This is a genomic window from Gilliamella apicola (assembly GCF_003202915.1).
Taxonomy (GTDB): Bacteria; Pseudomonadota; Gammaproteobacteria; order Enterobacterales; family Orbaceae; genus Gilliamella; species Gilliamella apicola_Q.
The window spans coordinates 26,177-51,917 of the sequence record NZ_QGLP01000010.1; the positions used below are offsets into that span (position 1 = coordinate 26,177).

Genomic DNA, 25,741 nt, shown 5'->3' on the forward strand with positions numbered 1-25,741 from the left:
GTTTTTTTAGAAATTATGATCAGGATAATGTGTATTATTTAGATTTAAAAGCGTATATTATTTAACCGTAATTAGTCTATAAATCGGTATGTCGGCATCTAACCATTATGACTGATTAAAGCTATATTAGTCCACCCCAAAAGTAATACTGAGCAAGCAAATTTTGTTTTAAACGAATATACGATAAAACGTCCTACCGAATTTAGGTAGAACTTAGATAGAACACATTTTATTTATATTATTGGCTATTTAATTTAATTCTATTAAATATAGTAAGGAATAACTTCAATGTTTGGAAATAAAACAAATCGTCAAATTATCATTTGGACAACAATTATTGGTGGTTTTATCAGTTCATTAGTCAAATGGGGATCTGAAGTTAATATGCCACCTCGAGTTCCCGGTGAAATTTCGCCACCAGCGGCACATATTGATGCTTGGCTTGGTTGGTTAGGCATTAATTCTCATTCCCTTGATTATATTTATCAAGGTGCAAACGTTTTGGGCGCGGTCACCCTTTATCACTGGTTATTCAGTTTCGCTTTTGCTTTTGTTTATGTATTTATCGCTTATTTTTGGAATAAAATCCGACTTTGGTATGGAGCCTTTTATGGATTAATTATTACTGTTGTTATGCATGGCTTTTTTATTCCACTATTAGGCTTCCGTCATCCGGCTTATGCACCTGAAGGAACAATAGGTTGGTTGTGGAATTTAAATGGTTATGAGTTATGGAGTGAAATCTTAGGCCATATTTATTGGGGGGTATCAATCGAGATCTGTATGATTGCCGTACTCGCTCACTTTTCTAGACCGATTCATGGTGAATGGCGAAAATGAATATTGTTTACTACCCTTCTGTCCCAATCAAGATAGGAGGGTTTAAAGTTAAGATAAATTAATTATTAATCATTTTTTTATGTGAAATATTTAGGTTAATCTTCACCACTCTATCTGCATTTATATCACTAAGTTGTCGCTCAACCCTAATTGATTGACGAGCTTCCTTTTTCTTTTCCACCATAAAATTATTCACAGGGATAAAAATAATAACCGCAAATAATAATCCAACCGCAGTATAATCAAACCAATGTTTATGTGATTTAAATAGCCAATACAGAATATTGACAATGCAGTTAAACAAGAAAAAAACCATAATAAAAAAGTTCAAAATCGACTGAGTCGTCATAACACCGATATGGTCATTACCTAATGACGGACAGATCAAAGTAAGTTCAAGAAAATAAATTAAATAAAGAATAATACACATAGTAACTATTGCTGATCATGCTATAGAATTTCTTATTATCTTAATATATGGCTATTAAACAAATATAGTTAATTTTTGATTAAGTGAAAATGGTGGATGATTTCATTATAGATAAAAACTATACCAACCAATAAAAAACTAGAATTATTCAATAACATTTTTTTTTGTTATCTTTCCTATTACTAACCAAATGTGATGAAAGGAAGACAAAATGAATACTGCTGTTATCGGATACCCTCGAGTTGGGAAGCTTCGTGAATTAAAATTTGCCACCGAAGCTTATTTTAAAGGTAATAAAACCCAAGCTGAATTATTAAGTGAAGCAAAAGCACTACGTGCGGAACATTTACAACAACAAGCTTCGCAAAAAATCGCATTTATTTCATCAAATGATTTTTCATTTTATGATGCCGTACTTGATACTGCATGTTTACTTAATGTTATTCCCAAACGTTATCAAGATTTAGGTTTACCTGAACTCGATCGCTATTTTGCAATGGCGCGTGGTTATCAAGGTGAAAAAGGTGATGTGCGTGCGTTAGCAATGAAGAAATGGTTTAACACCAATTACCACTACTTAGTGCCTGAAATTGAAGATTCACTGCAAATTAAAATCGCCAGTACAAAACCTTTTGATGAATATCAAGAAGCAAAAGCATTAGGTATCCAAACTAAACCGGTTATTATTGGGGCATTAACCTTTTTCAAATTAGCCCAATATTTAGGCAGCAAACAACTGGTTGATTTTAAGGCAGACATTATTAAAGCCTATCAAGAAATCATCGAAAAATTCACTGCACTTGGTGCTGACTGGATCCACATTGATGAACCAATTTTAGTGACGGATCTTAGTCAACAAGATATCGCACTATTTAACGAACTGTATCAAGCTATCTTATCAGTTAAAGGTAAAACTAAAGTTGTGTTACAAACCTATTTTGGTGATGTGCGTGACTGCTATAAAGAACTGGTTGCATTACCGTTTGATGGTATTGGTCTGGATTTTGTTGAAGGTAAGCAAACATTAGCCTTACTTGAAAATAATGGCTTCCCTGTTGATAAAGTTTTATTTGCCGGTGTCGTTAATGGTAAAAATATTTGGAAAAATGATTACAAAAAAACCTTAACTTTATTAGCTAAAATTAAACAAAAAGCGGCAAACGTGGTGGTAAATACTTCGTGTTCATTATTGCATGTACCTTATACGCTACAAAATGAGACGAAATTAACTATTCAACAACGTGCTTATTTTGCTTTCGCCCAAGAAAAACTACAAGAACTTGCTGAACTAGGTCAATTACTTAATGAAGCCAATCCTGATAACAATGCGGCTTACAAAGCTAACCAAACTCTGTTTACCCGTGAACGTGAAGGCGCTAACCAAGCGGTCCGCCAAAAAGTGGCGGCACTGAAAGAGTCTGATTTTACTCGTTTACCTGAGTTTTCAGTACGTGAAGCTGCGCAGAAAAAAGCCTTTAATTTGCCATTATTACCTACTACTACTATTGGTTCATTCCCACAAACGCCGGATGTACGTTTAAATCGTGCTAAATTCAAAAAAGGCGAAATTTGCCTAAATGAATACACTGAATTTAATAAGAAAAAAATTGCTGAATGTATCAAACTACAAGAAGAGATCGGTATTGATGTATTAGTTCACGGTGAATTTGAACGTAATGACATGGTGGAATACTTCGGTGAAAGTTTAAATGGCTTTGTCTTTACTGAAAAAGCATGGGTACAATCTTATGGTACGCGTTGCGTTAAGCCACCAATTGTTTGGGGTGATATTTCCCGTTCTAAACCAATTACGGTTGAATATTCAAAATATGCGCAAAGTTTAACTGATAAACCTGTTAAAGGCATGTTAACTGGCCCTGTGACTATCCTAAACTGGTCATTCCCTCGTGAAGATATTTCACAAAAAGAATCGGTATTCCAAATTGGATTAGCGATCAGTGATGAAGTATTAGATCTTGAAGCGGCTGGCATTAAAGTCATCCAAATTGACGAAGCGGCATTAAAAGAAAAATTACCACTACGTAAAGCGGATTGGAATAGTGAATATCTAGATTGGGCAATTCCGGCATTTAGATTAGTTCACAGCAAAGTACAAGCTGATACCCAAATTCATACTCATATGTGTTATAGCGAATTTGCTGACATCATCAAAGATATCGATGCAATGGATGCTGATGTTATTTCATTTGAAGCATCACGCTCAAATCTACAATTAATTGATGTGCTTAAAGCAAATAACTTTAAAACAGAAGTGGGGCCTGGTGTATATGATATCCACTCACCACGCGTACCACCAGTTGCGGAAATCAAAGCAACCATTGAAAAATTAGTGGCTAAAATTGATAAGCAAAAATTGTGGATTAATCCAGATTGTGGTTTAAAAACTCGCGGTGAAAAAGAAGTAGTTGAAAGCTTAGAACATCTAGTTCAAGCAACCTTAGAAGTGAGAAAGACTCTTAATTAACACTGTTTTTTATAAAGTTAATTAGCTTTGTCTGTCTTAATTACCGCCGCCTTTATAGGCGGCGGTAATGTCAGTAGAGTAAAAAAGATAGCAAGAATGGATGGTACCAATGAAAACAAATTTATTATTTAACCAAAAAACAGTATTCTCCTTTGAGGTTTTTCCACCTAAAAAAACGTCACCATTAGAGACAATTTATAGCACTTTACGCGAATTAGGTTACTTCAAACCTGACTTTATTAGTGTCACTTATGGGGCTGGTGGTAGTTTAAATGGTCAAACTACGATTGATATTGCGCATGCAGTTAAACATACTTATGGTATTGAAAGTGTCGCCCATTTACCGGGGATTAACTTCGACAAAGCCGAAATGCTAAAAATTCTTCACGACCTCAAATGTGCTGGAATTGATAACGTATTAGCATTACGTGGTGATATCAGTCCCAATGTAACACCTAAAGATGATTTTCGCTTTGCTAGCGAATTAGTCACCTTTATTAAAGAAAATGGTGATTTTAATGTTATTGGCGCATGCTATCCAGAAGGGCATCTTGAAGCAACGACGCTTAAACAAGATTTAATCCATCTAAAAGAGAAAGTAAATGCCGGTACCGATCAGTTAATTTCACAACTATTTTTTGATAATGACTATTTTTATGCCTTTTTAGATAAAGCGCATGATATGGATATTAATGTACCAATTGAAGCAGGTATTATGCCAGTTACTAATAAAAATCAAATTGAACGCATGGTTTCAATGTGTGGCGTAAATTTACCTAAAAAGTTCAAACAGATGATGGAAAAATATGAACATCATCCAGATGCATTTCGTGATGCTGGTATAGCTTATGCTATTGATCAGATTGTTGATTTAGTCTCACAAAACGTTGATGGTATCCATTTATATACAATGAACAATAGTTACATTGCTAGACGCATTAGCGAAGCGGTATCAACACTGCTTGCGGTGCCAAAATCAGCGTAATTATTTAGTTGTTTGTAAGAATATGAGAAAGGTTTGGTAGAATTGGTTGCGGGGGCTGGATTTGAACCAACGACCTTCGGGTTATGAGCCCGACGAGCTACCAAGCTGCTCCACCCCGCGTCAAAGAGGTTGCTATAATATAGTAATTAAATAATAAAGCAATACCTTTCTAGTCTAAACGACCCTTTTTTTACGCATTCATTACCAAATAATCGCATTTTTTATACGAATAAGCATGCGATTATCAATATTTTTACAGTATTATGCCAATTTATTTATCGGTAAAACTATCTAAAAGAAAAGATTCTGCTATTTCAGCAGCGCTATTATCAAATTTTATATATTTAACTCCCTGCCATAAACATCTTTTTTGATTTGTGTCTGCAATAAACTTTTCCCAATTTTCTAATTTCCATGTATCTCGAGGATTATCACGTTCTATAATCCGCTGCTTTAAAATTGCTGGTGGGACAAAAACATCTAAAACATAGATATCACTTTGGTTAAAACCAAATTTTTGATTCATCTTGGCAATATAATCTTTATCAGAAAAATAACTCAAAAAAGGGGCATCAAGCACCACTGAATTATTTAATTTTAGATTTTCACTAGCAATGTGTAACAATGTTTGATACTCAAGTTCCATTATTTGATTTTTATAATATTCACATCCATCTCTAGCTGTTGGCTCATAACCTTTAGATATTAATAACTCACCGGTAAAGCGATTAGCAACAATATCTTTATCTAAGTAACAATAGTGTAATTTTGAAGCTAAAAATTTACCTACAGTTGATTTTCCTGAGCCAGCTGCGCCAATAAGAAAGATAGCTTTTGTATTTACATTTTTTTCCATATTTCATCTCCTTTTTCGCATTTGCGAACCTAATTTCATGAATGCGAACCATTAATGTGAACTAAATAATAATTTGCATAATATCCTATAAAATTGAAATACAATAATAATATGACATGTTATATTAAATACAGAAATAAAGTTTAATAATTGAACCTAGCTCACAGTTCACATTTGCGAAATCATGAAAAAAGAAACAATACCGTTAAAACTGAATAAATCGGCAGCCAGAACCATAGATCTACTTTTGCTCTTGGTAAGTAGTGACAAGTTTTTGACGCTTAACAATATTTGTGAAATGATGCAATTACCTAAAAGTAGTGCCTTTGAACTGATTCAAACATTACTTTATAAAGGAATTATTGAAATAAAAGATGATAAGCAAAAAACTTATGGGCTCAGTCTATTAGCATTTGAAATAGGAAGTTCCGTTATTACCAATATGGGGATTGCTGATGCGGCAAGACCATTCATTCAAGAACTTAATCGTCAAACCGGCAGTACTGTATTTCTCGGCGTAAAGGATAAAGACAAAATCGTTTATATCGATAAAGCGGAAAATCATTCAACGATAAAACCAACAGCTAAATTAGGATCTCGACGTAATTTACATACCACAGGGTTAGGCAAAGGATTATTGTATGCGTTCTGTGATACTAAAATAATTGAAATTTTAGGCGAAGAGCCTTATGCCAGCAAAACACCACTCTCACATACCAATCAAAAAGAAGTATTAGAAGATGCCAGCAATACCAGATTACGTGGATATGCGATTGATGATAGAGAAGATAATCTAGATATGTATTGCATTAGCTCTGCAATTCGTAATCATGAAAATGAATCCGTCGCGTCATTCAGTGTTGCTAGTTTATATAGTGGTATGACAAAAGATAAAGAACAACTTATAGCTAAATTAGTCAAAGAAACCGCGTTGCAAATTTCAAGGAAATTGGGATTTGCAGGAAATAACCTCTATAACATAAATAGCTAACCAAGATTATTGGAGATAAAAAATGTATCGCAAATTAGAAAACTTAAACAAAATTATTGATTCAGGAATTGTATTAATTGTTAGATTAGCAACAGACAGTGAATCAATTGAAGTTGCTGAAGCAGCAATACAAGGTGGAATCAACGTTATTGAAATTCCGATGGCGGTACCCAATGCCTTACAAGTAGTCAAATATTTATCAGATAAATATAAAAAACAAGGTGTTTTAATTGGAACAGGTACAGTATTAGATGGTGAAACAGCTCGTGCTGCTATTTTGGCTGGAGCAGAACTACTCGTTAGCCCAAATTTAAATCCAGACATGATAAAAGTTGCCAATCGCTACCAAGTAGTAACGATGAGTGGTGCTTACACGCCAACAGAGATTCAAAATACCTTAGAAGCTGGAGCTGATATTGTAAAATTATTTCCTGCCGAGTTTGTTAATCCTAATTATATAAAATCGGTGCTAGCACCACTCTCTCATGCGCCAATATCGCCTACAGGTGGAGTAACACCAGAAAATGTTCATCAGTGGTTTTCGGCTGGTGCAGTATGTGTCGGTGTTGCCAGCTATATTACTAAAGCTGCAGCACATGACAATGATATGAGTAAAGTAACAAAAGCGGCGCAAACTTTTTTGGAAGCAGTAAAAAAAGCTAAAGCTAAATTATAATAAAATTGATTAATAAAGGCATATTTTTATATGTCTATGGGATGGTTTTGTCTAAAGAAAGGTGCAAATAAAAATGACAACACAACAAAAAATTAAACCAAAATTACGTTGGGGATTTATTATCCTTCTCGTAATTGGTGCTATCGTTAATTATTTAGATAGATCAAATTTAAGTATTGCCAATACAACTATTGCTCAAGAATTCGGTTTATCGCAAACACAAATGGGATTTTTACTGTCAGCTTTTCTCTGGCCTTATGCACTGGCTAACTTACCAGCAGGATGGTTGGTTGATAAATTTGGTCCGAAAAAAATGTTTTCTTGGGCATCTGGATTATGGTCAATAGTGACTATCATATGTGGCTTCTTAAATAGCTACTCAATGTTTTACGCTATGCGAGTCGTACTAGGTGTGGTGGAATCACCATTCTTTACCTCGGGATTAAAGACCACACAAACATGGTTCTCAAAAGAGGAACGAGGCGTACCAGTTTCGATTATTAATACCGGCTCACAAATAGCTAATGCTATCGCTCCTCCACTATTAACTATATTAATGTTAACGATGAGCTGGCGTGGGATGTTTATTATCATTGGGGTATTTGGACTACTTGTAATGTTAGTATGGCTAAAAATATATCGCGATCCAACACCACAAGAATTATTAATAATAAAAGGTGATAATAATCAAGAAGAACCTAAAACTAAACAAGCACAATCATCTTGGGGTGATTTGTTAAAACAAAAAATGACTTGGTTTATGATCCTAGGTAATTTTGGCATTATGTTCACTATTTGGGTCTACTTGACTTGGTTACCAAGCTATTTGGAAAAAGAACAAGGATTCACGCTAAAACAGATGGGTTGGATAGCTTCAATTCCTTTTTTCTGTGGAATTATTGGCGTAATTTTAGGTGGCATTATTTCTGATTATGCTATACGTCGTGGATTTAAACCTATCAACGCCAGAAAAATTCCTATTGTAGGTGGGGCAATAATTGCAGCGGCTTCCGTTGCTCCAATCGCTTTTATTGATAATACTGTATTAAGTATTGTTCTATTATCAGTAGGCTATTTCGCCTCTCAATTACCATCAGGTGTTATCTGGACTTTAGCTGCTGATGTTGCTCCTAGTCATCAAGTTGGTTCATTGGGTGCTATCCAAAACTTTGGTGGATTTCTTGGTGCAGCTATGGCGCCAATTATTACTGGTATCATTTTAGATATCACTGGCAGCTTTGGTTATGTATTTATACTAGGTGCTTGTTTACTTATATTAGGTGCAATCTCCTACGGAATATTCTTAAAGAAACCAATCACTAAAGAAGATTAAAACTAGATATCCTAACAATCTATTTTATCTCAAATAAGCTCACTAATTCATGTGGGCTTACTAAGTTACTTCACACTACACTATTACCACCCAAAATTACTTATATGCTTATACGGTATACATTCCTCAATATTTTTTTACTACAAAATTTATTCTCGTTGACAATTCATTATGCTAACATCTTTACAATTACATAAAATCTTTAATAAGAAAAAAGGAAATAAGTATGTCAACTCAATATCATGGATCTTGTTTGTGTGGAAAAGTTAAATTATCTGTACCATTTGCCAATACGGAGTTTAGTGCATGTCATTGCCAAACTTGTCGTAAATGGAGTGCAGGGCCTTTAATGACCTTAGCGCACAGTGGTGATTTAACGATAGAAGGACAAGAAAATGTTACCCATTTTAACTCATCAGAGTGGGCGGAAAGAGCATTTTGTAAAGAGTGTGGCTCTCATCTTTATTATCATTTAAAAGGTACGCAAAATTACTATATTGCTGCTTGGATCTTTGACGATATTAAAGAGTTAAAATTCACGGCTGAAGTCTTTATTGATAAAAAACCAACTTGCTACGCGTTTGCTAATCCGACTCATAAATTAACCGAAGCAGATATTTTAGCGATGGCGGCAGGAAAGGCTTAAAAAATAAATTATAACTTGATATATTTATAAAAAAGACGAGCATTGCTCGTCTTTTTGGTTATTGATAAAGTGCCTGTAATGGTATCACACTGTTGGCAGGATCGTAATCTAGTGCCGACGTTGTGGCATAAGCAGCATTCATAGTGGTATCGTAATGGACTTTATATTGGATAGCACTACGGCGCAGGATTTTAGAGGCTTCAATAGCAGCTCGCCCTGACGTTGTGTTAAGAATATAACTGTACTCGCCATTTTTGATATGATCATGAATATTTGGTCGACCTTCATTCTCTTTCTTGACAATTTGGCAGGCAATTCCTGCTTGTTGCAATGCTTTTGCTGTGCCAAGTGTGGCATCAATAGTAAATCCATGAGCGATTAATCGTTTAGCAACTTCTAATAGACGTGGTTTATCTTGTTCACGAATAGAAAGTAATGCTTTGCCGGATTTTTTCATATTCGACAAGCTGCCAAGCTGTGCTTTGGCAAAGGCTTCGGCAAATGTTTTACCAATTCCCATGACTTCGCCGGTTGAGCGCATTTCAGGCCCTAAAATTGGGTCAACACCGCTAAACTTATTAAACGGTAATACCACTTCTTTAACTGAGTAATAAGGCGGAATCACTTCTTGAGTGACATTTTGCTTGGTCAGCGATTGCCCTGTCATAACGCGGGCAGCAATTTTAGCCAGTGGTAAGCCTGTCGCTTTCGAGACAAATGGCACCGTACGGGCTGCACGCGGATTAATTTCAATTAGATAAACTTGATTATCTTTGACAGCAAATTGCCCATTCATTAAACCTTTTACATTAAGTTCAAACGCCAATTGTTTCGCTTGTTTTCGCAGTTCAGCTAAAATTTCAGGGCTTAAGGTATGAGTTGGCAGTGAACAAGCTGAATCACCCGAGTGAATACCGGCTTGTTCAATATGTTCCATAATGCCACCAATAACGATTTGTTCGCCATCTGCAATCACATCAATATCCACCTCAATGGCATCATCTAAAAAGTGGTCAAGTAGTACCGGCGCATTATTGGATTCACTTACTGCGGTTTTAAAGTAGCGTCGTAAATCTTGTTCATTGTAGACAATTTCCATTGCTCGTCCGCCTAATACATAAGATGGACGCACCACAAGTGGATAACCGATTTGCTCTGCCTTGATTACCGCTTCATCAATATCGGTTACGGTGGCATTAACAGGCTGTTTTAATTTTAATTTATCGACTACTTCTTGAAAGCGTTTGCGATCTTCGGCTCTGTCTATGGCATCAGGTGAAGTACCAATAATTGGAATTCCGGCAGCTTCAAGGGCTCGCGCCAATTTCAGCGGAGTTTGTCCACCATACTGTACTATCACGCCATTAGGTTTTTCAACGTGGGCAATTTCAAGCACATCTTCAAGGGTAACCGGCTCAAAATAGAGTCTATCGGAAGTATCATAATCGGTTGAAACTGTTTCGGGATTGCAATTTACCATAATGGTTTCAAAGCCATCTTCACGTAAAGCTAAAGCAGCATGTACACAGCAGTAATCAAATTCGATCCCTTGTCCAATACGATTAGGTCCTCCTCCTAAAATCATAATCTTTTTACGATTAAATTGTGGATTGGCCTCACACTCTTGTTCATAGGTTGAGTAAAGATAGGCGGTATCGGTTGAAAACTCAGCTGCACAGGTATCCACGCGTTTATAAACTGGGTGAATATCATATTGTACGCGCAGATCTCGCACGGCTTGTTCTTGAGTATTAAGCAGTTTAGCAATACGAAGATCCGAAAAGCCTTTACGTTTAAGTTGCCATAATGTCTCTTGATCAAGATCATTAATGGTTTGTTGCTTTAAGCGGTTTTCTATTTGCACTAGTTCTTCTATTTGCACTAAGAACCAGCGATCAATATGAGTTAATAAAAACACTTCATCAACTGTAAAACCTGCTCGAAAAGCATCGGCTATATACCAAATGCGATCGCTACCTGCTTCATGTAGTTCGTAACGAATTTTAGCAAGATTCTTTTCATCGCTAGCATCATCGATTTTTTCATCCAATCCGCACGCACCGACTTCTAAACCGCGAAGTGCTTTTTGCATCGATTCTTGGAATGTTCGGCCAATTGCCATCACTTCACCCACTGATTTCATTTGTGTGGTTAAGCGATCATTGCAACCGGCAAATTTTTCAAAATTAAAACGTGGGATTTTAGTCACGACATAATCAATAGACGGTTCGAAAGAAGCAGGAGTTTTACCGCCAGTAATATCATTGGAAAGCTCGTCAAGTGTATAACCGACGGCTAATTTAGCTGCAATCTTGGCAATAGGAAAGCCGGTTGCTTTAGAGGCTAACGCCGAAGAGCGTGATACCCGAGGATTCATCTCAATGACAATTAATCGTCCCGTTTGTGGATCAACCGAAAATTGCACGTTTGAACCGCCAGTTTCAACACCAATTTCGCGCAATACTGCAATTGAGGCATTACGCATGATTTGATATTCTTTATCTGTCAAAGTTTGTGCAGGTGCAACCGTTATTGAATCACCGGTATGAATGCCCATTGCGTCAAAGTTTTCAATCGAACAAACAATAATACAATTATCGTTTTTATCACGCACAACTTCCATTTCATACTCTTTCCAGCCAATTAGTGATTCGTCGATCAGTAGTTCATTGGTTGGGGATAAATCAAGTCCACGAGTACAGATTTCTTCAAACTCTTCTTGATTATAAGCGATGCCACCGCCTGTTCCGCCCATAGTGAATGATGGACGAATAATACAAGGAAAGCCCACTTGTTCCAGTACCGCATAAGCCTCTTGTAATGAGTGAGCAATACCTGAACGTGCGGTATCCAGCCCAATTTTTTTCATTGCCTGATCAAAACGTTTGCGATCTTCAGCTTTATCAATCGCATCTGCGGTTGCGCCGATCATTTCAACATTAAACTCTTTTAATACACCCTGTTTTTCAAGTTCTAATGCGCAATTTAATGCCGTTTGTCCGCCCATTGTTGGTAAAATGGCATCGGGTCGCTCTTTTTCAATAATTTTGCGCACGCATGTCCAGTGAATTGGCTCAATATAGGTGGCATCCGCCATTTCAGGATCGGTCATAATGGTTGCCGGATTAGAGTTAACTAAAATTACTCGGTATCCTTCTTCACGTAATGCTTTACATGCCTGAGCGCCTGAATAATCAAATTCACAAGCTTGACCAATAACAATTGGGCCTGCGCCAATAATTAGAATACTTTTAATATCTGTTCGCTTAGCCATATTATTGCTCCTGCTTATAAATTTTAATTAATTCGATAAAGTGATCAAAAAGTGGCGCAGCATCGTGTGGACCAGGACTGGCTTCAGGGTGTCCTTGAAAACTAAATGCAGGTTTTTGATTATGATGAATCCCTTGTAATGAACCATCAAATAAGGATTTATGTGTAGCGCGTAAATGTGCTGGCAAGGTGCTTTCATCAACAGCAAATCCGTGATTTTGTGCGGTAATCATGACACGATTATTTTCCAGATCTTTAACCGGATGATTCCCTCCATGATGACCAAATTTCATTTTGATAGTTTTAGCACCACAGGCTAGTGCTAACAGTTGGTGCCCCAAACAGATACCAAAAACAGGAATATCGGTAGTCAGAAACTGCTTAATCGCTTCAATGGCATAAGTACAAGGCGCCGGATCTCCTGGACCATTTGATAAAAAGATACCATCCGGATTCAGTGCCAGCACTTCATTTGCTGGCGTTTTAGCGGGAACAACAGTTAACTTACATCCACGCGCAACTAACATCCTTAAAATATTTTGTTTAACACCAAAGTCATAAGCAACAACATGATAAGGTAATTCACTTTCTGCTTTTGGTGTAGGATGCTCTTGTTGTCTTGTCCAAATACGATTAGTCCATGTGTAACTTTCCTTACAAGTCACTTCTTTAGCTAAATCTAATCCACTTAACCCTTTATAATTTAGTGCTTCCTGTTTGGCATTTTCGGCTTTATCTAATAAGGTCTGTTTATCATTAGCGGTAATGATCACACCATGTTGTGCCCCTTTTTCACGTAAAATACGAGTTAAACGACGCGTATCAATATCCGCAATTGCAATTACATTATGCTGTTTTAAATAACTGGAAAGATCCATTTCACTTCGATAATTGCTCGCAATTAACGGCAGATCGCGAATAATCAGCCCTTTTGCATAAATTTGGCTAGATTCGGCATCCGCACCATTTGTTCCTACATTACCAATGTGGGGATAAGTGAGAGTAACTAATTGTTCCGAATAAGAAGGATCGGTTAGGATTTCTTGATAACCTGTCATTGAAGTATTAAATACTACTTCCCCAACAGTCTGTCCGTTAGCACCAATTGATTTGCCAATAAATTGCGAACCATCTTGTAACATAAGGAGGGCATAAGTTTGCATGATTAAACAACCTTTGATTAAATAATCAATAATTATGAATAATAATTCATTTAACTATTTTTTTAGGATCTAATGTTTGGCCATTTTATTACACTTTTTTGAACAAAAAAAGCGATATTATAAAAAATAATTAAATAATAAAATCTAATTTTTTAGACAATTCAAAGATTAAAAAATAATATTAACTAAATTAAAAATGTTTAGCTTGAAATTGCATAATTATTCAAATAAAATCGTAACAATATTTACCGATATTAGGAGCTCAATATGCACGGTTTTTATCAACGTCATTTTTTACGTTTACTCGACTTTACCCCAGCAGAAATTAACCAGCTGATTCAGCTTGCTATCGAATTAAAAAAAGCCAAAAAACACGGTAGCGAAAAAAAACATTTAGTTGGTAAAAATATTGCCCTTATTTTTGAAAAAGACTCAACCCGTACACGCTGTGCTTTTGAAGTTGGTGGCTTTGATCAAGGAGCACAAGTTACCTATTTAGGGCCAAGTGGTAGTCAAATCGGACACAAAGAGTCGATTGCCGATACCGCTCGGGTATTAGGTAGAATGTATGATGGCATTGAATATCGTGGTTATGGGCAAGAAATTGTTGAAACTTTAGCAAAATATGCTGGCGTGCCGGTTTGGAATGGTTTAACTACCGAAGCACACCCAACGCAAATTTTAGCTGATTTTATGACGATGAAAGAACATATTGGCGATAGAGCATTAAACAGTGTTAAATTTGCCTATTTAGGTGATGCACGAAATAATATGGGAAATTCCTTAATGGAAGGTGCTGCATTAATGGGGATGGAAATTCGCTTAGTTGCCCCAAAAGCTTGCCAACCTGAAGCCGAATTAGTACAAAAATGCCAAGAAATCGCTAAAACCACCGGTGCTAAAATTATTTTAACGGAAGATGTTGCTTCAGGTGTCAAAGATGTAGATTTTCTTTATACTGATGTATGGGTCTCAATGGGTGAGCCTAAAGAAGTGTGGGACGAACGAGTAAAATTATTAACACCATATCAAGTCAATCAAAATGTTATCGAATTAACTGGCAACCCAAATGTGAAATTTATGCACTGTTTACCGGCTTTCCATGATATGAATACCACTGTGGGCAAACAAATGTCGGCTCAATATGGTTTGCAAAATGGTTTAGAAGTGACAGATGAAGTCTTTGAATCAAAACATAGCATTGTATTTGACGAAGCGGAAAACCGCCTCCATACGATAAAAGCGGTAATGGTTGCAACGTTAGCGAAAGACGAATAATATAGTTGATTATCACTGATGCTTAGCTTGATTTAGCTAAACCGTTTTTTGCCGACTTTAAGTCGGCATTATTTTATCTAACAGACCTTTAACATAATGACAAAACAAGAGCGAAATAGAGACTTTAAAAAATATGTCCAATTAACAAATCCTATCCATCTACTCGCGGTGGGTTTAGGATCGGGAATGTCACCTATTATGCCCGGCACAATGGGATCAGCAATGGCAATTCCACTTTGGCTGCTATTTGATGGTTTGCAACCGTATTTATATTGGGTGTTAATAGTTGTCGCCTTTATTTTTGGTTGTTTTTTATGTCAAAAAACTTCAGATGATACCCACACCCATGATTCTGGGCATATAGTATGGGATGAATTTGTTGGTATGTGGATTACCCTATTTTTTATTCCACAAATATCTGTTTTATGGATTGCTATTGCTTTTGTCGCTTTTAGAGTCTTTGATATGGCAAAACCTTGGCCAATCCGCTGGTTTGATAAACGCATGCCGGGTGGATTTGGTATTATGGTTGATGATGTGATCGCCGCAATCTTTTCATCATTAACGGTTTATGCGTTAACCTTTATCATTTAAAGATAGATTTATCTTTAAATGATAATTTACTTGAAGTAATAATTTTCCACTAAAACATTTTCTGCGACCAACCTAGTTTACTCGAGAGATTATTAAAATAGTCATAATCTTTCGAATGGATTAAGTTAAATTCATAATCTGAGCGACGAATAATCACATCTTGTGTCGGTTTAATCGGTAAAATAATTTGGCTATCACAAGCAATATTAAGATCCAACGCGGTTGTGGGAAATTTAAGATGGATAGGATTATCACTTTTTATTACCAATGGTCTAACCGCTAACGAGTGTGGAAACATTGGTGTAATAATTAACGCATCTAAATGTGGCGCAAGAATCGGACCACCGGCCGATAGTGAGTACGCGGTTGAACCGGTCGGTGTGGCAATAATTAAGCCATCTGCATGCTGCGAAAATGCATTACGCTCATTGATATAGACATCATAATCAATCATATGGGCAACTGTATTGGGGGTAACCACTATTTCATTTACCGCAAAACCAGAATTAATTAACTGACCATCACTATAAATTGATACTTCCAATAAAAATCGAGGATCATCATCATATTCACCTTTGATAACTGGGGTTAATTGTTCGATGACATGATCATGAGAAATATCGGTTAAAAAACCTAAATTACCACGATTTACGCCAATGACTTTGATTTTATAGTGTGATAAGTGACGGGCTGAACGCAACATATTACCATCGCCACCCACCACAATGGCTAAATCGGCTTGCTCACCAATAGTATCTAATGATGCATATACATTGTTAGGGAATTTAATGTATTGAGCTAATTGATCTTCAACCAAAACTTCAATACCTAAGTTAACTAGCCAGTCATATAGTACTTGGTGAGTTTCAATCGCCTCTAACTTACGTGGAATCCCAACCAAACCAACACATTTAAATGGTCTACCCATAAAATATCCTTGTTTATTTTTGACTTAAGTACAATTATTTTTTAGTTATCAATTAAAAAACACGATATCATCTTATCGTTAAACTTGTAATAATAAAAATTATCCCCATAATAACTGTTATTCACTAAGTTTTCGACTAAATTTGGAGTACCGTATGACTGAACAAGAGAACAATATGTCAGAAAATGAAACAAACATTGAAACCGCTGCTGAGCAAACAACTGAAGAACAAACCCCATCACAAGTAAGTGTTGAAGAGCAGTTAAAGGCTAAAGATGCACGTATTGCTGAACTTGAACAAGCATTACAAATTGCTAAGAAAAATGAAAGCGAAGCAATGATTCGTGCTCGAGCAGAAATTGATAATGTTCGCAAACGTGTTGAGCAAGATGTGGATAAAGCGCGTAAATTTGCGCTAGAAAAATTCTCAAATGAGCTACTACCGGTGATTGATAATCTTGAGCGTGCGTTAGAATCTACCGATAAAAACAATCCAGAACACCAAGCAACAGTGGAAGGGTTAGAGTTAACCTTGAAATCATTTTTAGATACGGTCAAAAAATTTGGCATTGATGTAATCAATACAGCTGATTCACAACTCAATCCAGATCTGCACCAAGCAATTAGTATGGTTGAATCGCCTGAACATCAGTCAGGACAGATTGTAAATACTATCCAAAAAGGCTATACACTTAATGGCCGACTCATTCGACCGGCGATGGTAATTGTCGCTAAATAATGGTCACTTAAACGAAAAACCGCCAAATTAGTGGCGGTTTATGCTATCGATTCTTTTGCTCTTCACGAGCTAGTTTTTTCATCTTTTGTTCAATACGTTGACGCTTTAATGGCGAGAGATAATCGACAAACAGTTTTCCTTTTAAGTGATCCATTTCATGCTGAATACAAATCGCCAATAGTTCATCAGCATCAATTTCATAAGGATTACCCTCACGATCTAATGCTTTGATCTTGATTTTTTCTGATCTTGGTACAAATCCACGGCAGTCAGGTATCGACAAACATCCCTCTTCAATGCCAGTTTCGCCTTCTTGGCAGATCACTTCCGGATTGATAATCACATAAAGCTGGCTTCGATCTTCTGACACATCAATTACAATGATCTGTTCATGCACATCTACTTGCGTCGCTGCAAGTCCAATACCATTTTCAGCGTACATGGTTTCGGTCATGTTATCGATAATTTCTTGTAGCTCTGGTGTAAAATTAGAGACAGGCTTTGCGATTTTGCGAAGTCGTTCGTCTGGGAAACGTAATACCGGTAAAATAGCCATAAATTCTTCGATCTACTCCTCAATTTTGTGTTTTTTCAGATTCGCCTACATTGTAAACATTTATGATGCTGGTGAATAGCCTTAGTTGACTATTGGTCAAATATATCTAATCAATTCCAGATATGGCACCAAGCAACGATGTAGATGAAAAAGGACAGTAATGAGTAAATATGAATTTTTATTACGAATTTCAATGCTTGGTCATAAAAGAATGGGCTGTTTTGAGCGAATTAGTCTTTGCTTTAGCAATGGTCTGCCAAATAACATCAATGATGTATCGTTATTGTTAGATAAACTAGGTTTATCCAAAACGGTTCAAGAGCAATTTTTTCAAACCTCTTATCTTCATTTTGAACCAGTACTCGATTGGTTAGCCACACCTTATCCTGCCAAATATTTGATTGCCTATTGTGATTCCGATTATCCAATATTGCTTAAACAGATAAGTTCACCACCGCCATTGTTATTTGTTATGGGCAATAAACAGTTATTACATTCACCACAAATTGCGATGGTAGGTAGTCGTGAATTTAGTGAGTATGGTGCACAATGGGGACGATATTTTGCTAGTGAATTAGCCATTAATGGTTTGACGGTAACTAGCGGACTGGCACTGGGTTTAGATGCGATCTGTCATCGTGGTGCACTTGAGGTATCAGGAAATACTATTGCCGTTTTGGGGAGCGGTTTAGCGCAAATTACACCTCGTTCAAATGTTAGATTAGCCAATGATATTTTGGCACAAAATGGGGCTATCATTTCAGAATTTTATCCATTTGAAAAAGCAAGATCCGAATACTTTCCGCGCCGCAATCGTATTATTAGTGGATTAAGTTTAGGGACATTTGTGGTTGAGGCATCGGAAAAAAGCGGATCACTTATTACTGCTCGTTATGCGCTTGAACAAAATCGTGATGTGTTTGCATTGCCGGGGGATATCGATAATCAAAATAGCCATGGTACTCATTATTTAATCAAACAAGGTGCCTATTTAGTCACCGAACCAACTGATATTTTAGAACATTATAGTGGCTTTTTATCCACAATTGAAAGACAAAGTGATTTTGATAACCAAGAGAGTAATAGTGTGTTATATCCTGACATTTTTGCCGTTATTCACCATCAACCAATTCCAGTTGATACCATTGCGTCCCTTGTTAATTTACCCATTCCTGAGCTAACCATTAAATTATTAGACATGGAAATAGCAGGATTAATCATTACCGTCACGGGTGGTTACATTCGTAACCGAACAAGAACCGCACAAGATACTGTGCGATAGCCAAAAGGTTGAGGAAAGTTTTTTACCTAAAAAACCGCTGTAAAAGTGAGGTGACCCCATAAAGTTGGACACTTTTATTAAGCGGTTTATAAATATGCTATGCGATTTATTTATCGTCTATTTCAAGCGCAATTTCAGATAAGATAATGCCAGTATTATCAGCATAGATAAAGTCGCCAGAGAAGAACGTCACGCCACCAAAGTTAACGCGAATATCTATTTCACCTACACCTTGATCATCAGAGCCGACAGGAATTGCCGCCAGTGCTTGTACTCCAATTTCAGCATCGGCGATATAATCAACTTGGCGCACCGCTCCATAAACAATGATACCTTCCCATTGGTTTTGCAGGGCAATATCGATTAATTCGGCATCTATCAATGCTCGACGCACCGAACCACCGCCATCAATAACCAGTACTTTTCCTGCACCATCGGATTGTAACACTTCGTACAATATGCCGTTATCCTCAAAACATTTCACTGTAACAATCTGGCCTGAAAACGAAGTCACACCACCAAAGTTACTAAATATCGGTTCTACGACATTTACATCTTCTGGGTAGTAATCGCAAAGAATTGATGTTTCAAATTCCATGGTCGAGTCTCCTTTAACTGTAATATCTATTTGATTCTAGTATAACGCTAACATAAAGTAAAACTATATAAATTTGGCATAAACGTGAACTAGCTCAAAATAATACCCAAACAATAAAGTACATTAGTTAATAAAGCAAGTTTGACCATTTGTATTAATAACGGCGCTGCTTCTTTAGCTGTCTTAAATTTAAACACCAAATAAATATGTTTTATATATAGTGGTAACGTTAATAGAAATAATCCACTGTAATAAGTATGGAGATTTTGGTAAGCAAATAGCGCAAATAAACCCAATGATACCATTAATAAAAGAAAGTGATAACAACAACCGTAAGTTTTGCCAATCAAAACTATCAATGTCCGTTTATGATTTTGTTTATCACTGTCATAATCACGTAGATTATTAATATTAAGCACTCCAACCGCCAACAAACCACTGGCAATTGCCGGTAAAGCTATTGATGCTGATAACACTTTGGTCTGTAAATAGTCACTACCAATGACTGCAACTAAGCCAAAAAAAATCAGAACGGAGAGATCGCCTAGTCCAATATAACCATACGGTTTTTTCCCTATGGTGTAAGTAATTGCCGCAATGATTGCACCTAATCCCAATAAGACAAAAATCAGTAACTGTTGATAGTTATTACAGGCTAAAACGAGTAAAACCAGCCCTGACATAATACATAGTATAACAGTAATCCAAAGCGCAATTTTCAGCTGTTCAAGGGTGATTAATCCCAGCTGTAATCCTCGTTTATGCCCTAATAAGTTTTGCTGATCACTACCTTTAACTGCATCACCATAATCATTGGCCAAATTGGATAAAATTTGTAATAACGATGCGGTAATAATTGATAACAGCATAATTAATAGATCAAAAGATTGTTGCCAATACGCAAGCGCATTTCCCATCAAAATAGCAGAAAGCGATAATACTAACGTTTTAGGGCGTAAACTAATCATCCATGGATAATATTTATTGGGCATACAACTGGTTATTTATTTTAGAAAATTAAGTAGTTATGATAACAGTAATTGATAGTATATTCACGTTTTTACACTAACTAATTGAGGATTTATTATTAACTTTCTGATTACTTGAGCGCATCAGTTTTTTTACTTTTTTGATATATCCTCTGACCTTATTTTCTCGTAATGCTGCAATAAAAAAGCCTAATGCCCCATAAATTGCCCCAAGAAAAAGAATCATAAATATATTAAATAAATTATCTGATAAACCTAATCCCATCTGATTGACACCGGCAATCATATTGGTCGCCCAGGTTGATGGTAACATTCGCGATACCGTTTGTACCCAAAACGGCATAGCATCAAGCGGCCATATAGTACCAGAAAGGTAAAATACCGGCGTAGTCAAAAAGGCTAAAGTAAGATAAATCATCTCGGTTCGGTGTAAACATTCAGTGAGTAATTTACTTAAACCTAATACGCCTAATAATAGCGGAAATGTCATCACCAAAATCGCCGGTATGCTAGCTAATTGCCGGTAACCAAGCACCCAAGGCCATAATCCAAATAGGACCAAAGACAAAAATAGCCAAATTGGAATAAGACCGCATAAACTTCCGAAGATAACAATCCTCGGTGGCTTGCCTTGTGGCAAGGAGTGTAAAGTGATGTTGGTACGCGTTGAAGCAATCAAAAAAGAGTGTTGCAACAACATGACTAATAATCCAGGAAAAGTAATTGCTGCAAAGCTGATACCGGCGTTATAAAGCGGCATAGTTTGCCCTTTTATTGGCGATAAGATGATATTAATCTGCGGATCAGAAAAACCAGCATTACGCATTACCCGGGTATTATATTCGGTTAAAATTTGTTGATATATTCCTCGAATATCGACTTGTATCAAACCATTAGCTAAACGGCTAGAAGCATCTCCATAGGCAGGGATGGTCACGTCTTCACCGTTTAACAGGCGTTTTTCAAAATCTCTGGGAATGGTAAATACCGCAAATAATTTACGGCTGTTAATATCATCATAAGCTTCTAATGAACTTTCATAAGTAAGCACATCAATTTTAGAACTGGTATTTAAAGAACGAATCAGACTTCGACTGGTGGTAGTATGATCTTGATCAACAATCGCAACCGGCAAATTGGTGATGGTACCATTTACATAGACTAAACTCATTAACGAGACAGACACTAACAGCAACAGCCACATTGGTCGCATTAGCATATAAAAAAACATCTTTACAGCTGAAGATAAAAATAGCTTAAGCATCCCAATATTGCCTCTTACTGTGAATGTAAACGTTTGACTAAACGTTTTCTAACTAGCACTGTGATAATGATTGGATAGATCATTAAAATACCACAGGTTTTTAATACGGATAGATAGCTAGAATGCCGCAAAAAAAGATCGAACAATTTATTAAGCGCATAAGTTAAAGGTTCAAGTGACGAAATAAATCTCGCTATCCACGGCATTGACAGTTCTGGTACAACTACCCCCGAATAGGTTAATGCCAGTCCGACTAACACACCAATATAGGTATAAGCATCTAATACTGTTTTAGTAAACGTATAGAGCAAAATACCAATACTTTGCGCCGCAATCACATAAAAGAACACGACCAACATCATAGCGACTGGCGAACCTGATACTCGAGCATCAGAAAATAGAACCAGCATGGCTATTTCAAACATTAATAACATAGTGTACCAAATGGTATAAGGCGCTAGCTTACCTAATACAAATGGATAATTAGGTCGAGTTCTTTTTGGTAATCGCGACAGAATATGAATCGTTGTTGTCACTACAAATAATTGTAATAGATGTACTACCGCAGAAAATTGCTGAAAGTACATTGAGTTACCACTGGCATTAAATAATCCATCATAATTGAAATTAACTTGTGCAAGTTTCGGTACCGGCAAACCAATACTGGTAGCCAGAGTGGTACGATATTGAGTGTTTAATGAGGCAATTAATCCGGAATAATCCATGATGGAATATAAACCAGCACTATAATATAAAGCATTATAATAAAGCATTGGTGTCGGTTGACGACCGGCTAACACATCGGCTTCAAAATTAGGCGGTATATAGAGAATAGCGTAAATTTTAGCTTTCTCTAAATCACGTTCAGCCATTTTTAGCTGATTATCATAATTAGTTAGATTTGCGTGCGCTCCAGCATTAAGATCGCGAATAATTTCACGAGATAAGGTACTTTTATCTTGATCAACATAACCTACTGGTAAGTCAAATAATACCCCTCGATAGAAAATACTGCTGATGATAACAAATATAATCAGCGGTAAAATCCACATTAACCAATGAAAGGTAAAGCGCTTAAATATAACTGGGATTTCATCGTTAAATGCATCTTTAAACCGGTGCCAGAAATCTGAAATTAGTTGTCTATTTTCCATAATGTACTCATACCTGCGCGTAAGCCTTCAACAGGTTTAGTTGGATAAAGTCTAATTTCAAAGGTTTTTAAATCGAAATCACCTGTCGCTCGCGTAGCTCGTTTAGTGGCATAATCACCCATTGGTGAGATAAAACGCACCTCAGCTTCAACTTCTTTATTGCCAAGCGCTGGAACTTCTAGTTTAACATGATCACCTTTATGAATATTAGGCATAATATTTTCACGAATGTTAAACACGAAATAAGCTTGTGGTAAGCGAATAACCGTTAATAGAGGACTATTAGGATTAAACAACTCACCAACTTCAGCAGGAATTGAACCGACTTCGCCATCGACCGGTGCTTTAACTTGCAGATCATCATATTGAATCTGTAATTGTTTAAGCTGCTCTTCAGCCTCTTTTAATTTAGCATTATAGATTTCGCGTTGTTCAATACGATCACCATTTTGCGCTTGATCTAAATTCGCTTGAGCTGATAGAACTTGTTGATAAGCGGCATCACGCGTTTTAAGGGCATTATCCAATATTGATTGCGATACAAAGCCTTTTGCCGAAATGGCTTTATTACGATTGTACTCTTTCGAGGCGTTGTCATAAGCAACTTTTGCTTGTTCGAGTAATGCTTCATAATAGCGGATACTTTCTTCACGAGTGCCGTTTTTCGAAAGTTCAACTTGCGCCTTAGCTTGATCCCGCCCAGCTTCAGCTGCTTTAACTTGAGCTAAAAGTTCAGGACTATCGAGCGTAATTAAAACATCATTTTGTTTAACATCATCGCCACGATTGACATGAATAACTTGCACTCTCCCCTTGGCTTTTGAGGAAATGCTAACATTGGGTGCGTCAACTTCGCCTTGTAAAATAAGCTGGCTATTATGAGCACGTATTAAGATCGTCATCGAAATTAAAATAACAATCAATGTAATAACAATAAATATTTTTTTATTCATAAATTTATTTTGAGTGACAATTGTAAGATAAGGCCTAAAAGAACTAGGATAATTGTATGCAATCGAGAATTAATATACATCAATAATGATTACTATATCACAAGATATAGTGCTTTATTTAAACAATCAAAGCTATATTTTATACCAAAGTAAGGTTACTACATGGGATTATTTACAACTACATTAAAAGATATTCTATTGCACCCTTAAATAAATTTCAATAATTGTAAACTACCATTTCAATAGATTTCATTTATAAATATTATCAGTCAAAAGAAATAGATAAAAACCTACTTATTTAGTATGATATTTTTAGTTCAAAAAATAAGGCTTGAAATATGCAAAAAATAATTATTATTGGTGGTGGTGCCGGCGGTTTAGAACTCGCTACCAACCTAGGTGATAAGTTAGGCAAAACGGAAAAAGCTCAAATAACCTTAATTGATAAAAACAGTTATCATTTATGGAAACCATTGTTGCATGAAGTTGCAACTGGTGTACTTGATGAACAAGTTGATAATATTTTTTATGCTTCTCAAGGACAACAGCATAATTTCGAATTTACCCAAGGTACCTTCACTAGCCTTGATCGAGACCAAAAACAAATTACTATCATTAATCATCAAGACGAAACGCTGACTATTGATTATGATATTTTAGTTATTGCCATTGGTAGTACTTCTAATGATTTTGGTACACCTGGTGTAAAAGAACATTGTATTTTCTTAGATGATCAAAATGCCGCTATACGATTACGAGAAACCTTAATCAATAAATTTACCAGTTTTTGTTCCATCATCGATAATGATCAAAGCAGTGAGGAAGATAAAATCCGCATTGCTATCGTGGGTGGTGGTGCAACCGGCGTAGAATTAGCTTCTGAACTACCACATATGGTGGAAACATTTGGCACCTGCGGTCGTAATAAGATGTGTTCCGATCTTTTAGATGTGTCGGTTATTGAAGCGACCGATCGGATTTTACCTGCTCTTCCTGAGAAGACCGCTGCAAGCATCACTAAAACACTTGAGAAACAAGGTATTCATGTATTAACTAAGACCATGATTACCAAAGCCGAAAGTGATGGTTTTTATCCAAAAGAAGGCGATACCATCAAAGCAGATATTATGATCTGGACTGCAGGGGTTAAAGCACCTGATTATTTGAAAGAAATTGCTGGGTTAGAATCAAGCCGTTCCAACCAATTGGTAGTAAAACCAACATTGCAAACTTCACGTGATGATAGTATTTTTGTTATTGGTGACAGTGCTTATGCGATGCAAGATAATGGCCATGCTTCACCACCTACCGCTCAAGCTGCGCATCAAATGGCTAAAATCTGTTATGAAAACATTATCAATATACTAAATAACAATCCATTAAAATCATTTAAGTATACTGATAATGGTACAATCATTTCTTTACACGATACTGCACAAGGTGTGGTGAAAATAGCAGGAAAGAGTGAAATGAATGTAAAAGGCTGGTTTGCACTCATTATTCATCGATTGCTATATCGAATGCACCAAGCTAGTTTGTTGGGGGTTTTTAAAGCGATCCGCTTTGCTCGTGCCAGCAAAGTAATGTACAAAACCAAATCAACTTCCATTTTTAGCAATCGCGATTAAGTATTCAATCACACCATTAACAGCTAGTTAAAAAATTTTTAATTAGCTGTTTCTATATTATACTATTAACTTAATTGATTAAATTTTATAAGTAATAGTT

The 25,741-nt window shown here is 36.3% G+C and carries 23 protein-coding genes and 1 tRNA gene; 12 read left to right on the forward strand and 12 right to left on the reverse strand.

Annotation, left to right across the window (positions count from 1 at the left end; genetic code table 11):
* Window positions 1–288 precede the first annotated feature (288 nt).
* A complete protein-coding gene (locus DKK79_RS13325; RefSeq protein ID WP_034882391.1) occupies window positions 289–840 on the forward strand; it encodes a YagU family protein in 552 nt (183 codons plus the stop codon).
* A gap of 58 nt (window positions 841–898) precedes the next feature.
* Here DKK79_RS13325 and DKK79_RS13330 read toward each other — a convergent pair whose 3' ends face one another.
* The gene (locus DKK79_RS13330; protein ID WP_110424498.1) at window positions 899–1,270 is read right to left on the reverse strand and encodes a hypothetical protein; all 372 of its coding nucleotides are present in this window, start codon (window positions 1,268–1,270) and stop codon (window positions 899–901) included.
* A gap of 211 nt (window positions 1,271–1,481) precedes the next feature.
* On the opposite strand from DKK79_RS13330, the gene metE reads away from it, so the two are divergent.
* Both metE and metF read left to right on the forward strand, forming a co-directional pair.
* On the forward strand, window positions 1,482–3,755 hold the full coding sequence (gene metE / locus DKK79_RS13335; protein ID WP_110424499.1) for a 5-methyltetrahydropteroyltriglutamate--homocysteine S-methyltransferase: 2,274 nt from the start codon (window positions 1,482–1,484) through the stop codon (window positions 3,753–3,755).
* A 109-nt stretch (window positions 3,756–3,864) separates the two neighbouring features.
* Complete coding sequence (gene metF / locus DKK79_RS13340; RefSeq protein WP_110424500.1) at window positions 3,865–4,740, forward strand: methylenetetrahydrofolate reductase [NAD(P)H]; 876 nt, start codon at window positions 3,865–3,867, stop codon at window positions 4,738–4,740.
* A gap of 43 nt (window positions 4,741–4,783) precedes the next feature.
* On the opposite strand, the gene DKK79_RS13345 is transcribed toward metF, so the two are convergent.
* Together DKK79_RS13345 and DKK79_RS13350 are read right to left on the reverse strand one after the other, a co-directional pair.
* Window positions 4,784–4,860 (reverse strand) — tRNA-Met (locus DKK79_RS13345).
* 151 nt (window positions 4,861–5,011) lie between these two features.
* The gene (locus tag DKK79_RS13350) at window positions 5,012–5,596 is read right to left on the reverse strand and encodes an AAA family ATPase (protein ID WP_110424501.1); all 585 of its coding nucleotides are present in this window, start codon (window positions 5,594–5,596) and stop codon (window positions 5,012–5,014) included.
* A gap of 184 nt (window positions 5,597–5,780) precedes the next feature.
* Here DKK79_RS13350 and DKK79_RS13355 point away from each other — a divergent pair, with 184 nt between their 5' ends.
* The 4 genes from DKK79_RS13355 to DKK79_RS13370 all read left to right on the forward strand — a co-directional run bounded on the left by DKK79_RS13355 (window position 5,781) and on the right by DKK79_RS13370 (window position 9,242).
* A complete protein-coding gene (locus DKK79_RS13355) occupies window positions 5,781–6,587 on the forward strand; it encodes an IclR family transcriptional regulator (RefSeq protein ID WP_110424502.1) in 807 nt (268 codons plus the stop codon).
* 22 nt (window positions 6,588–6,609) lie between these two features.
* Window positions 6,610–7,263, forward strand: coding sequence for a hypothetical protein (locus DKK79_RS13360; RefSeq protein WP_110424503.1), 654 nt, complete (start codon window positions 6,610–6,612; stop codon window positions 7,261–7,263).
* Window positions 7,264–7,336: 73 nt separating this feature from the next.
* Window positions 7,337–8,596 carry an MFS transporter gene (locus DKK79_RS13365; RefSeq protein WP_034882378.1) on the forward strand — a complete coding sequence of 420 codons (1,260 nt, stop codon included), beginning with the start codon at window positions 7,337–7,339 and terminating at the stop codon, window positions 8,594–8,596.
* A 226-nt stretch (window positions 8,597–8,822) separates the two neighbouring features.
* Window positions 8,823–9,242 (forward strand): GFA family protein, encoded by a 420-nt coding sequence (locus DKK79_RS13370; RefSeq protein WP_110424504.1) that lies wholly within the window; start codon window positions 8,823–8,825, stop codon window positions 9,240–9,242.
* 58 nt (window positions 9,243–9,300) lie between these two features.
* Here the strand turns inward: DKK79_RS13370 and carB are convergent, their stop codons facing one another.
* Entirely contained in the window at window positions 9,301–12,516 is a 3,216-nt protein-coding gene (gene carB, locus DKK79_RS13375) for a carbamoyl-phosphate synthase large subunit (RefSeq protein WP_110424505.1), read from the reverse strand.
* A gap of 1 nt (window position 12,517) precedes the next feature.
* Window positions 12,518–13,678 carry a glutamine-hydrolyzing carbamoyl-phosphate synthase small subunit gene (gene carA, locus DKK79_RS13380; protein ID WP_110424506.1) on the reverse strand — a complete coding sequence of 387 codons (1,161 nt, stop codon included), beginning with the start codon at window positions 13,676–13,678 and terminating at the stop codon, window positions 12,518–12,520.
* Between the two features lie 267 nt (window positions 13,679–13,945).
* On the opposite strand from carA, the gene argF reads away from it, so the two are divergent.
* Window positions 13,946–14,956, forward strand: coding sequence for an ornithine carbamoyltransferase (gene argF, locus DKK79_RS13385; protein ID WP_110424507.1), 1,011 nt, complete (start codon window positions 13,946–13,948; stop codon window positions 14,954–14,956).
* A gap of 96 nt (window positions 14,957–15,052) precedes the next feature.
* The gene (locus DKK79_RS13390) at window positions 15,053–15,550 is read left to right on the forward strand and encodes a phosphatidylglycerophosphatase A family protein (protein ID WP_034882373.1); all 498 of its coding nucleotides are present in this window, start codon (window positions 15,053–15,055) and stop codon (window positions 15,548–15,550) included.
* 49 nt (window positions 15,551–15,599) lie between these two features.
* On the opposite strand, the gene nadK is transcribed toward DKK79_RS13390, so the two are convergent.
* The gene (gene nadK / locus DKK79_RS13395; protein WP_034882371.1) at window positions 15,600–16,478 is read right to left on the reverse strand and encodes an NAD(+) kinase; all 879 of its coding nucleotides are present in this window, start codon (window positions 16,476–16,478) and stop codon (window positions 15,600–15,602) included.
* Between the two features lie 154 nt (window positions 16,479–16,632).
* On the opposite strand from nadK, the gene grpE reads away from it, so the two are divergent.
* On the forward strand, window positions 16,633–17,217 hold the full coding sequence (gene grpE / locus DKK79_RS13400; RefSeq protein WP_110424508.1) for a nucleotide exchange factor GrpE: 585 nt from the start codon (window positions 16,633–16,635) through the stop codon (window positions 17,215–17,217).
* Between the two features lie 43 nt (window positions 17,218–17,260).
* On the opposite strand, the gene def is transcribed toward grpE, so the two are convergent.
* A complete protein-coding gene (gene def / locus DKK79_RS13405; RefSeq protein WP_034882366.1) occupies window positions 17,261–17,773 on the reverse strand; it encodes a peptide deformylase in 513 nt (170 codons plus the stop codon).
* Between the two features lie 160 nt (window positions 17,774–17,933).
* On the opposite strand from def, the gene dprA reads away from it, so the two are divergent.
* Window positions 17,934–19,055: a DNA-processing protein DprA gene (gene dprA / locus DKK79_RS13410; protein ID WP_220019287.1), complete on the forward strand. Its 1,122-nt coding sequence runs from the start codon at window positions 17,934–17,936 to the stop codon at window positions 19,053–19,055.
* Window positions 19,056–19,161: 106 nt separating this feature from the next.
* On the opposite strand, the gene rraA is transcribed toward dprA, so the two are convergent.
* The 5 genes from rraA to DKK79_RS13435 all read right to left on the reverse strand — a co-directional run bounded on the left by rraA (window position 19,162) and on the right by DKK79_RS13435 (window position 24,013).
* Window positions 19,162–19,653 carry a ribonuclease E activity regulator RraA gene (gene rraA, locus DKK79_RS13415; protein WP_034882360.1) on the reverse strand — a complete coding sequence of 164 codons (492 nt, stop codon included), beginning with the start codon at window positions 19,651–19,653 and terminating at the stop codon, window positions 19,162–19,164.
* Between the two features lie 89 nt (window positions 19,654–19,742).
* Window positions 19,743–20,645 (reverse strand): 1,4-dihydroxy-2-naphthoate polyprenyltransferase, encoded by a 903-nt coding sequence (locus DKK79_RS13420; RefSeq protein ID WP_034882358.1) that lies wholly within the window; start codon window positions 20,643–20,645, stop codon window positions 19,743–19,745.
* Window positions 20,646–20,718: 73 nt separating this feature from the next.
* Window positions 20,719–21,906 (reverse strand): ABC transporter permease, encoded by a 1,188-nt coding sequence (locus DKK79_RS13425; RefSeq protein WP_034882356.1) that lies wholly within the window; start codon window positions 21,904–21,906, stop codon window positions 20,719–20,721.
* A 14-nt stretch (window positions 21,907–21,920) separates the two neighbouring features.
* On the reverse strand, window positions 21,921–23,060 hold the full coding sequence (locus DKK79_RS13430) for an ABC transporter permease (protein WP_034882354.1): 1,140 nt from the start codon (window positions 23,058–23,060) through the stop codon (window positions 21,921–21,923).
* Window positions 23,042–24,013, reverse strand: a complete 972-nt coding sequence (locus tag DKK79_RS13435) for an HlyD family secretion protein (protein ID WP_034882353.1) — start codon at window positions 24,011–24,013, stop codon at window positions 23,042–23,044. Before DKK79_RS13435 ends, DKK79_RS13430 begins: the two co-directional genes overlap by 19 nt.
* A gap of 338 nt (window positions 24,014–24,351) precedes the next feature.
* On the opposite strand from DKK79_RS13435, the gene DKK79_RS13440 reads away from it, so the two are divergent.
* Entirely contained in the window at window positions 24,352–25,641 is a 1,290-nt protein-coding gene (locus DKK79_RS13440) for an NAD(P)/FAD-dependent oxidoreductase (protein ID WP_110424509.1), read from the forward strand.
* The last annotated feature ends 100 nt before the right edge of the window (window positions 25,642–25,741 follow it).